The sequence below is a fragment of the Phycicoccus sp. Root563 genome (assembly GCF_001427915.1).
Taxonomy (GTDB): Bacteria; Actinomycetota; Actinomycetes; order Actinomycetales; family Dermatophilaceae; genus Pedococcus.
In genome coordinates, this window is record NZ_LMGM01000001.1 from 932,839 (window position 1) to 942,815 (window position 9,977).

Sequence of the window (9,977 nt, forward strand, 5' to 3'; positions counted from 1 at the left end):
GGGGTCAGTATTGCGTGCGCTTCCCGGCAAGGAACGCGGCATACCAGCGCCCGCTGTCCTTGACCGTGCGCTCCTGGGTGTCGAAGTCGACGTGCACGATCCCGAACCGCTTCGCGTAGCCCTCGGCCCACTCGAAGTTGTCCATGAGCGACCAGGCGAAGTAGCCGCGCAGCGGCACCCCGCCGGCGATCGCCTTCGCGCCCGCCTCGAGGTGGCTGCGCAGGAAGTCGACCCGTTCCGCGTCGTGCACCTGTCCGTCGACCAGCTCGTCGTCGAACGCCGCACCGTTCTCGGTGATGACGAGGGGGATCTGGCCGTAGTCCCGGGTGACCCTCTGGAGGATGTCGGCGAGGCCCTCGGGATCGACCTCCCACCCGAGCGCGGTCGTCGGCAGCCCGCGGGAGGCGAAGTCCACCTCGCCGGTCCCGGGCAGGGCGCCAGGTGCCACCACGTGCCGCGTGTAGTAGTTGACCCCGAGGAAGTCCAGGGGCGCACTGGTCACCGCGAGGTCGCCGTCGTGCACGAACGACAGGTCCGTCAGGTGGGCGACGTCGTCGACGACGTCCTGCGGGTAGCTGCCGCGCAGCACGGGGTCGAGGAACCACCGGTTGGACAGGCCGTCGACGCGCCGGACGACGTCGGCGGTGCCGTGCCCGTCGTGCGCCGGGGCAACCGGGTAGAGGTTGAGCGTGATGCCCACCTCGGCGTCAGGCGCCCGCTCCCGCAGGGCCTGGACCGCGAGGCCGTGTCCGAGGAGCAGGTGGTGCGACGCCGCGAGGGCCGCCCCCGCGTCCGACCGCCCGGGGGCGTGCCGTCCCGAGCCGTACCCGAGGAACGCCGAGCACCACGGTTCGTTGAGGGTGATGAAGTGCCCGACCCGGTCGCCGAGCGCGTCGGCGACGTGCGCGGCATACTCCGCGAACCGGTGCGCGGTGTCACGCACCGGCCATCCGCCGGCGTCCTCGAGCGGCTGCGGGAGGTCCCAGTGGTAGAGCGTCGCCCACGGCTTGATGCCGCGCTCGAGGAGGGTGTCGACGAGCCGGCTGTAGAAGTCGAGCCCCTGGCGGTTGACCGGCCCCGAACCCGTGGGCTGCACGCGCGGCCAGGCGATCGAGAAGCGGTAGGCGTCGACGCCGAGCGACGCCATGAGGTCGACGTCCTCGGCGTACCGGTGGAAGTGGTCCACGGCGACCGCGCCGCTGTCGCCCCCCACCACCCGGCCCGGCGTCGCCGAGAAGGTGTCCCAGATGGACGCGCCGCGACCTCCCTCGGTCGTGGCCCCCTCGATCTGGTAGCTCGAGGTGGCGACGCCCCACGTGAAGCCGTCCGGGAAGTCGCTGCGCGACAGGTCCATGGTCATCCTTTGACTCCGCCCTGCATGATGCCGCCGATGATCTGGCGGCCGAACACGATGAACACGATGACGAGCGGCAGCGTCCCGAGGAGGGTGCCGGCCATGACCAGCGCCTGGTCGGTGTAGTAGCCGCCGGACAGCCGGGACAGCGCGACCTGCACGGTCGGGTGCTCGGCGTCGAGGGTGAGGTAGGGCCACAGGAAGTCGTTCCACCGCTCCATGAACGTGAGCAGCCCGAGGACCGCCGCGGCCGGTCGCAGGATCGGGAACACGATCGAGAAGAAGATCCGGGTCGTGGAGGCTCCGTCGACACGGGCGGCCTCGATGAGCTCGTTCGGGATGGCCTGGGCGGCGTACTGCCGCATCATGAAGACCCCGAACCCGCTCACGAGGAACGGCAGCAGCGCCGACGGGAGCGTGCCTGCCAGCCCCAGCTTGCCCATGAGCATGTAGAGCGGCACCAGGCCGAGCTGGACCGGCACCATCATCGTGCCGATCACGATGAGCAGCAACGCGTTCCGGCCTCTGAAAGCCAGCTTCGCGAAGGCGAACCCGGCCAGCGCGGAGAGCACCACGACCGAGATGGTAGCCAGCCCGGCGACGAGGACCGAGTTGACCATCGCCTGGGCGAACATCACGTCCTGGTTGGCGAAGACCCGCGAGATGTTCTCGCCGAGCTGGTCACCCGGGGTGAGCGGTGGCGGGATCGACGTGATGTCGCTGTTGGGGCGCGAGGCCATGACGACCATGTAGTACAGCGGGCCGGCGGCGAGCAGCACGGAGATCGCGAGGGTCAGGTACACGAGCGGGGTCGCCGGCGTGGCACCGGTGCTCCGGTCCGCCGCCCGTCGCAGCGAGCGGGTATGGCGCCTGCTCACCGGTGAAGCCACGGCACCGTCCGTTCCGCGTGCGGCCACGGCGCGCGACGGAGCAACGGGCGCCGGGGTGCGCGTCGGGGGCTGGGTCTGGGTCGGGGGCATGGGGGTCCTCACTCGGCCGATCGGATCCGGCGCAGCAGCAGCACGTTGACCGCCGAGAACACCGCGATGAACAGGAACAGCACCCAGGCCACGGTGGCGGCGTACCCGAACCGCTGGCCCGTGAACGCCTGCTGGATGAGGTACATCGCGGCGGTCTGGAACTGCCCGGTCGTCCCGCCACCGATGGAGTTGGCGCCCGGGTTGAACAGCAGGGGCTCGGTGAACAGCTGGGTGCCACCGATGGTGGCGACGACGGAGACGAAGATCAGCGTGGGTCGCAGCATCGGCACGGTGATGGACCAGAACGTCCGCCAGGCCTTCGCCCCGTCGATCCGGGCCGCCTCGTAGATCTCCGTGGGCACGGACTGCAGGGCCGCCAGGAGGATCAGCGCGTTGTACCCCGTCCAGCGCCAGTCGACCATCGTGGAGATCGCGAGCCAGGAGGACCACCGGTGGTCCTGCCACGCGATCGGGTCGACCCCCACGTGGCCCAGCAGCCAGTTGAACAGGCCGAAGTCACGGCTGAACATCATCGTGAAGATGATCCCGACGGCGGCGACCGAGGTGACGTTCGGCAGCAGGATCCCCATGCGCCACAACGTCGCTCCGCGCAGCCGCGAGTTGAGCAGCTGGGCGAGGACCATCGCGAGGACGAGCTGTGGCACCGTCGCGATGACGAACATCGCGACGGTGTTGAGCATGGCGTTCCAGAAGTCCCCGTCCGCCATCAGCTCGCGGTAGTTGCCGAGCCCGACGAAGCCCTGGTCACCGGCGAGCAGGCTCCAGTCGTGCGTCGAGACCCAGGCCGTGTACACGAGCGGGAAGAACCCGAACACCGCGAAGAGCAGGAAGAACGGGGAGACCATCGCGTAGGGCGTGTACCGCGCGTCAGCGCGGCGCAGCCAGCGGCGCCACCCGGCCGGGCGAGGACCCGGTGGCGCCGCTGGGGGTGCTGCTGTCGTCGAGGTCACGAGGACTACTTCGCGGCCTTGGTGGCTGCCTTGACCGCTTCGGACCACCCGTCGGCCGCACTGCGCTGGCCACCCTCGACGCTGCGCATGGCGTTCTCCACGGCGTCGCGGACCGGCTGGTTCTTGGCGCCGAGGTAGACGGGCTTGAGGTTGGCGGCACCGGCGACGAACAGCTCACCGACGGGGGCGTCGTTAAAGTACTCGTTCTTCGCGTCCTTCAGGGCCGCCTCGGAGTAGAGCTTGGGGTTCGACGGGAGGTTGCCGGCCGCCTTGAACGCCGCGAGCTGGCTCTGGCCGGTCGTGAGGAACTTGGCGAGCTCGACCGCCTCCTTCTGGTGCTTGCTCTGCGTCGGCACGCCGAGCCACGAGCCACCCCAGTTGCCACCGCCGCCGGGGACCGTGGTGATGTCCCACTTCCCGGTGTTCGCCGCACCGGCCTGGTCCTTGATGTAGCCGGTCATCCAGGCGGGGCAGGCGAGCGTCGCGAACGACCCGTTCTTGAAGCCGGCGTTCCACTCGGGCGAGAACGCCTTGAGCTTGGCCGACAGACCCGTGTCGACCATCTTCAGCGACTCGTCCCAGGCCGACTTCACGGCCGGGTTGGACTCGATGACGAGCGCGTTGCTCTTGTCGAAGTAGGTGTGGTCCCCGGACTGCATGAGGATGGAGTTGTAGGTGTTCGTGGCGCTGTCGACGAACTTCGCCTTGGGGTCCTTGATCCCGGCCTGGTACTTCTGGCCGGTGGCGATGTAGTCGTCCCAGGTCGGCCAGAGCTTGCCGACCTCGACGCGGTCGGTCGGCAGGCCTGCCTTCTCGAACAGGTCCTTGCGGTAGCACATCGCCAACCCGCCGACGTCGGTCCCCAGCCCGATGGTCGTCTTGCCGTCGGCCGTGGTGGCGTTGGTGTACTTCCAGGGGAGCCAGTTGTCCTTGAGCTCGTTGCTCCCGAACTTCTGGAGGTTGACGAACTTGTCGGCGCTCTGGAGGAAGTTGACGACCTGGCCCTCCTCGATCGCGACGACGTCGCCCGCTCCGGAGCCGGCGGCGATGCGCTGGATGAGCTGGGTGTTGTACTTGCCGAGGTCGCCTTCGGCCGTCTCGACGACCGTGACGTTGGGGTGGTCCTTCATGTACTGCGTGTAGAGGTCCGTGTAGCCGAACTTGCCGAACGTGCTCACCCGCAGGGTGACCTTCCCGCCCGAGGACGAGGAGGCCGATCCGCCACCTCCGCACGCTGCCGTGAGGGAGGCCGTGGTGAGCAGGACGGTGGCCGGCACCAGCCAGCGAGAACGTGAGTGCACCGTTGCACCTTTCGTCGGGCCCCCTCATGGGAGCGCTCCCGAACAGAGTGCGACGAGCAGGTGGGTACCGTCAAGGGGTCCATGGGAGGGTTCCCATTTCGTGACCTTCCCGTGACCTTCCGGTCACGGGCCCGGCTCAGGCGCGGGGCAGCTGCCCCTCGACGCAGTCGACGAACCGCTCGAGGGCCCGGTCGTCCGCGCGCAGGAACAGGTCGGGCTCGATGAGCTCGAGCTCCATCACGGTGGGGACCCCCTCGTGCTCCACGAGGTCGACGCGGGCGTAGACGACGCCCGCGGGGGCGAGGGCCAGGGCGGCCCGGGCCGTGGCGAGCTCCGCCTCGGTCACGACGTGCGGCTCCTCGGAGCCGCCGTGGTGGGCCTGCACCCGGTAGTCGCCCGACGCCGGGACCTTGCGGACCGCGTGCGACACCTCTCCGTCGAAGAGGAACAACGAGACCTCCTCCTGTTCGATGCCCGACGCATAGGGCTGGACGACGACGTCCCCGACCCCCGCGATGCGCTCGGCGTGCGCGACGAGCGTCTCCGAGCCCGCCTCACCCAGGGCTGCCTGGCGGGCGCCCCCGTCGACCGCGGGCTTCACGACCACCCTGCCCCAGCCGGTGGCAACGATGCGGGCCGCGACGTCCACGGCGCCCTGCGGCAGGACGAGCATGGGCAGCACCGGGACCCCCGCAGCGCCGAGCTCGGCGAGGTAGCCCTTGTGGACGTTCCACCGGATCACGTTGGGGGGATTGATGATCCGGCTCTCCACGTCGACGCGGTCCACCCAGGCGAGGAACTCCTGGAGCCGGTCGAAGTAGTCCCACGTCGAGCGGATCACCACGAGCTCGTAGCTGCTCCAGTCGACCTCCTCGTGCCACACGACGACGTCCGCCCGGTGGCCCCGGGCGCGGAGCAGGGCGGCCGCCTCACGGGGTTCGGGGTCGACGTAGGCCGGGTCCGACCAGGTGCACAGGGCGATGCGGTGGGAGGTCACCCGGGCGAGTCTGCCAAAGCCGGACCCGGCCGGGCGACGGGGTTGCAGGGGTCTTGCCCTCGCGGCATACGCGATATAACGTGAGTGGCCAAGACGCGATATAGCGCGAACGACGGAAAGGAAGCCCAATGAGCCAGGACTGGTCGATCGACTCCCCCCGAGTGCTCGACATCGGCGGCGAGGGCGAGCAGGTGCGTGCCCTCAGCGTCGCCGTCGTCGGCGGCCGGGTCGACGTGGTGACCCACAGCGACTCCCCCACGGCCCGCGTGGAGGTGGCCGAGGTGCACGGCATGCCGCTGCGTGTCGTGTGGGACGGCGACAAGCTGAAGATCACCCACGGCGTCGACGGGTCGCGGATCCTCGACAAGGTGCGACAGGCGTTCGACGGCCTGGAGCACAACCGGGTGGCGCTGAGCATCTCGGTCCCCGAGGACACCCGGACGACCGTGAGCACCGTGAGTGCGGGCGCCCTGCTCGCCGGGCTGCGCGCCGGGGCCAAGGCCAACACCGTGTCCGGCTCGATGACGCTGGACGACATCGTCGGCCCGGTCGACATCAACACCGTCAGCGGCGAGATCGAGTGTGACGGGCTCAACGGGCCGCTCAAGGTCAACACGGTCTCCGGCGCGGTCACCGCGCAGCGCAGCGACGTGCCCGAGGTCAGCATCCACACCGTCAGCGGCGACGTCACCCTCGACCTCGTCAACGCCACCACCTCCATCGGCTCGACGTCGGTGTCCGGGGACGTGACGGTGCGGGCCCCGCACGACGGGTATGACGTCAAGGCCAACCTCGCCTCGGGACAGGTCGTCATCGACGGCCGCACGATCGACAAGTTCTCCCGCCCGTCCGGTGGTCGGCTCTCCGACGGCGCAGGGAGCCTGCAGCTCAAGGCCAACGCGGTGTCCGGCAACGTCGTCGTGCTGGCCGCCCCCGCCGGGAGCCCCGCGTGAGTCCCGTCTTCGCGCACGGACAGCTGCGCCTCTACGTGCTCGCGCTGCTCAACGACGGCCCCCGGCACGGCTACGAGGTGATCCAGGACCTCGAGCAGCGGTTCAACGGGCTCTACTCCCCCAGCGCCGGCACGGTGTACCCGCGGCTGGCCAAGCTCGAGGAGGAAGGACTGGTGGAGCGCACCGATGAGGGGCGCAAGGCCGTCTACCGGATCACCGAGGCCGGGCGGGCCGAGGTCCGGGACCGCCGCGACGACCTGTCCAGCCTCGAGTCCGACCTCGACCTGTCGGTGCGTTCGCTCGCCGAGGAGGTGCGCTCGCGGGTCCGCGGACAGAGCAGCGACCTGCGGGCCGAGCTGAGGGCCGCCGCGCAGGAGGCCCGGCGCACCGCGACCCCGGTCGGCGGGCACGAGGGGTGGAGCGACCGACCCCCTCGCGACACCGGTGGGCTCGGAGACCTCGAGCAGGCCGTCCACCAGCTGCGCCAGGAGGCGCGGGACGCGTGGAAGCGGCACGGCCTCACCTCCGAGCAGACCAAGGAGATCGTCGACATCCTCGGTGACGCCTCGACCCGGATCCGCGAGGTCGTGCTCAGGTCCGGGCGGTGACCTCGGTCATCCGCGGACGGTGACCGCGGTCAGCTGCGGAGGGTGACCACGGTCAGCTGCGGACGATGACGGTGCCGGCGGCCTTGTCGTGCAGGCCGCGGCCGTCCTTGTCCCAGAACATCGCCGGGAGGAACAGGCACAGCAGGACCGTGCGCACGAGGGTCTGGAACGGACGGGGGATCCGGCCGTCCGTGGACTGCACGCGCAACCCCACCAGGCGGTGGCCGAGCGTGGAGCCGAGGGTGCCGACGAGCAGCAGGTTCTCCACCGCGAACAGTCCCAGCAGCACGGCCGTGTCGCGGCTGGTCGCCACCCCCGCGAACGGCAGGGGGACGCTGAAGAACGCGAAGGCGATGAGCTGGCAGACGGTCCAGTCCACGAGGACGCCGACCAGGCGCCGTCCGAACCGGCCGAGCGAACCCGCGCCGTCGCGCGGCATACCGAGGCGCTCCCCCGGGTATGCCGAGGGGGCGCCTGAGCGCGAACCCGGCCCTTCGAGCCAGGACCCGATGTCCTTGCGGTCGACCACACCGAAAGCCTATGCGCCCACCCGGTAGCAGGCGCAGGGGGTGTAACACCCACGAAACATTCGGGTCATGGCCGGGCAACCTCGACCCGTTAGGGTCGACGACGACAGCGTTTCAGTCATGGGCGGATCCCCTCCGTCCCACCAACAGGAGGCCCCAATTTGTTCAGCAATGCTGACGAGGTCCTGAAGTTCATCAAGGACGAGGACGTCAAGTTCGTCGACGTGCGCTTCTGCGACCTGCCGGGCGTGATGCAGCACTTCAACGTGCCCGCCAAGAGCCTGGACGCGGACTTCTTCAAGGAGGGCCAGATGTTCGACGGGTCCTCGATCCGCGGGTTCCAGGCCATCCACGAGTCCGACATGAAGCTGGTCCCGGACCCGACGAGCGCGTACCTCGACCCGTTCCGCAAGGAAAAGACGCTCATCCTCAACTTCTCCATCGTCGACCCGTTCACCGGCGAGGAGTACTCCCGCGACCCGCGCAACATCGCCGCGAAGGCTGAGGCCTACCTCAAGTCGACCGGCATCGCGGACACCGCGTACTTCGGCGCCGAGGCCGAGTTCTACGTCTTCGACGACGTGCGCTTCGAGACCAAGCAGAACGCCAGCTACTACTACATCAACTCCATCGAGGCCGCGTGGAACACCGGTCGCGAGGAGGAGGGTGGCAACAAGGGGTACAAGACCCGCTACAAGGGCGGCTACTTCCCCGTTCCCCCGACCGACCACTTCGCCGACATGCGCGACGAGATGTCGCTCGCGCTCGAGGAGGCGGGCCTGTCGGTCGAGCGCGCCCACCACGAGGTCGGCACCGCCGGACAGCAGGAGATCAACTACCGCTTCAACACGCTGAAGCAGGCCGCCGACGACGTGCTGAAGTTCAAGTACATCGTCAAGAACGTCGCCTGGGAGGGCGGCAAGACGGTCACCTTCATGCCGAAGCCGATCTTCGGTGACAACGGCTCGGGCATGCACTCGCACCAGTCGCTCTGGAAGGACGGCGAGCCCCTCTTCTACGACGAGCGCGGCTACGGCGGCCTGTCGGACCTGGCCCGCTGGTACATCGGTGGCCTGCTCAAGCACGCCCCGGCGCTGCTCGCGTTCACGAACCCGACGGTCAACTCCTACCACCGCCTGGTCCCCGGCTACGAGGCCCCGGTCAACCTGGTCTACTCCGCCCGTAACCGCTCGGCCTGCATCCGCATCCCGATCACCGGTGACAACCCGAAGGCCAAGCGCGTCGAGTTCCGCGTGCCGGACCCGTCGGCCAACCCGTACCTCGCGTTCTCCGCGATGCTGATGGCCGGCCTGGACGGCATCAAGAACCGCATCGAGCCCCCGGAGCCGGTGGACAAGGACCTCTACGAGCTCCCGCCCGAGGAGCACGACGCCATCGAGCAGGTCCCCGGCTCGCTGCCGGCCGTCCTGGACGCGCTGGAGGCAGACCACGAGTTCCTGCTCGAGGGTGACGTGTTCACCAAGGACCTCATCGAGACCTGGGTCGAGTGGAAGCGCAAGAACGAGGTCGACCCGATCCGCTTCCGCCCGCACCCGCACGAGTTCGAGATGTACTTCGACATCTGAGCGAGCTCGCGAGCCAGATGTCGAACGAAGGCTCAGCGACATCCGAGCGAGCCTGCAGTTGAACCACCTTCGCGAACGCGGACCCCACCTCGGGGTCCGCGTTCGCCGTGCGTGCCGGGTCAGCTGGTCACCGATCCGGCATCGATCGACGAATTCGGTTCTGCTCACAGCGAATTCGCTGCAGACACCCCTTCCCCGACTGTTCGAACACCTGTACGATTGGGGCATGTCGACAGTCCCGCTCGCAGCACTCCCGGACACCGGTCCGGACGGTGGCTGGGGCGTGCGGAACCAAGCGTTGTGGGAGCGGACCGCGGCTGTTGCGGGGCGGTTGAACCGGGCGCAGGCCGAGCTGGTCGACATCATCGACGAGGTCATGACCGACCGGCACTGGGGCGAAGGCGGGTTCAAGTCACCCGAGCACTACCTCGTCGTCCGCGCCGGCCTGTCCCATGCCCACGCGGCCGACATCGTCGCCGTCGCCCGGCGACGCACCGAGCTCACCGACGCAGCTGTGGCGTTGGAGGCCGGGGAGCTGTCCCTGGACCAGGTGGCCGTCCTGGCCCGCCACGTCCCGGTCACCCACCAGGCCTCGGTCACCCAGTTCGCCCGCAACGCCACCGTCACCCAGCTCCGACGAGCCGTCGCCCGCCACGCGTTCGCCGCCCCCGCACCAGCCGCACACGCCGCCCAAGGCACC

Annotated in this window: 10 protein-coding genes; 4 read left to right on the plus strand and 6 right to left on the minus strand. The window is 69.3% G+C overall.

Going from position 1 to position 9,977, the window contains the following annotated elements; genetic code table 11:
• Positions 1–4: 4 nt before the first annotated feature.
• From ASD62_RS04465 to ASD62_RS04485, 5 genes are all read right to left on the minus strand, one after another.
• Positions 5–1,354, minus strand: a complete 1,350-nt coding sequence (locus ASD62_RS04465) for a GH1 family beta-glucosidase (protein ID WP_200956852.1) — start codon at positions 1,352–1,354, stop codon at positions 5–7.
• 2 nt (positions 1,355–1,356) lie between these two features.
• A complete protein-coding gene (locus tag ASD62_RS04470) occupies positions 1,357–2,232 on the minus strand; it encodes a carbohydrate ABC transporter permease (protein ID WP_200956853.1) in 876 nt (291 codons plus the stop codon).
• Positions 2,233–2,342: 110 nt separating this feature from the next.
• A complete protein-coding gene (locus tag ASD62_RS04475; RefSeq protein WP_056914931.1) occupies positions 2,343–3,305 on the minus strand; it encodes a carbohydrate ABC transporter permease in 963 nt (320 codons plus the stop codon).
• 5 nt (positions 3,306–3,310) lie between these two features.
• On the minus strand, positions 3,311–4,606 hold the full coding sequence (locus tag ASD62_RS04480; RefSeq protein WP_056914932.1) for an ABC transporter substrate-binding protein: 1,296 nt from the start codon (positions 4,604–4,606) through the stop codon (positions 3,311–3,313).
• Between the two features lie 136 nt (positions 4,607–4,742).
• Positions 4,743–5,603, minus strand: coding sequence for a RimK family alpha-L-glutamate ligase (locus tag ASD62_RS04485; protein ID WP_056914933.1), 861 nt, complete (start codon positions 5,601–5,603; stop codon positions 4,743–4,745).
• 128 nt (positions 5,604–5,731) lie between these two features.
• On the opposite strand from ASD62_RS04485, the gene ASD62_RS04490 reads away from it, so the two are divergent.
• Both ASD62_RS04490 and ASD62_RS04495 read left to right on the plus strand, forming a co-directional pair.
• Positions 5,732–6,556 (plus strand): DUF4097 family beta strand repeat-containing protein, encoded by an 825-nt coding sequence (locus tag ASD62_RS04490; protein WP_056914934.1) that lies wholly within the window; start codon positions 5,732–5,734, stop codon positions 6,554–6,556.
• Positions 6,553–7,164 carry a PadR family transcriptional regulator gene (locus ASD62_RS04495; RefSeq protein WP_056914935.1) on the plus strand — a complete coding sequence of 204 codons (612 nt, stop codon included), beginning with the start codon at positions 6,553–6,555 and terminating at the stop codon, positions 7,162–7,164. The genes ASD62_RS04490 and ASD62_RS04495 overlap by 4 nt, the downstream gene beginning before the upstream one ends.
• Before the next feature lie 52 nt (positions 7,165–7,216).
• Here ASD62_RS04495 and ASD62_RS04500 read toward each other — a convergent pair whose 3' ends face one another.
• Positions 7,217–7,693, minus strand: a complete 477-nt coding sequence (locus ASD62_RS04500; protein ID WP_056914936.1) for an RDD family protein — start codon at positions 7,691–7,693, stop codon at positions 7,217–7,219.
• 159 nt (positions 7,694–7,852) lie between these two features.
• On the opposite strand from ASD62_RS04500, the gene glnA reads away from it, so the two are divergent.
• Together glnA and ASD62_RS04510 are read left to right on the plus strand one after the other, a co-directional pair.
• On the plus strand, positions 7,853–9,277 hold the full coding sequence (glnA, locus tag ASD62_RS04505) for a type I glutamate--ammonia ligase (protein WP_056914937.1): 1,425 nt from the start codon (positions 7,853–7,855) through the stop codon (positions 9,275–9,277).
• A gap of 226 nt (positions 9,278–9,503) precedes the next feature.
• Positions 9,504–9,977 (plus strand): DUF222 domain-containing protein (locus ASD62_RS04510; RefSeq protein ID WP_157581562.1); only part of this gene is annotated, 474 nt, incomplete at its 3' end.

Coding starts and splice junctions, on each gene's coding strand:
- ASD62_RS04465 (WP_200956852.1), bottom strand. CDS start 1,354: ATGGACCTGTCGCGCAGCGACTTCCCGGACGGCTTCACGTGGGGCGTC.
- ASD62_RS04490 (WP_056914934.1), top strand. CDS start 5,732: ATGAGCCAGGACTGGTCGATCGACTCCCCCCGAGTGCTCGACATCGGC.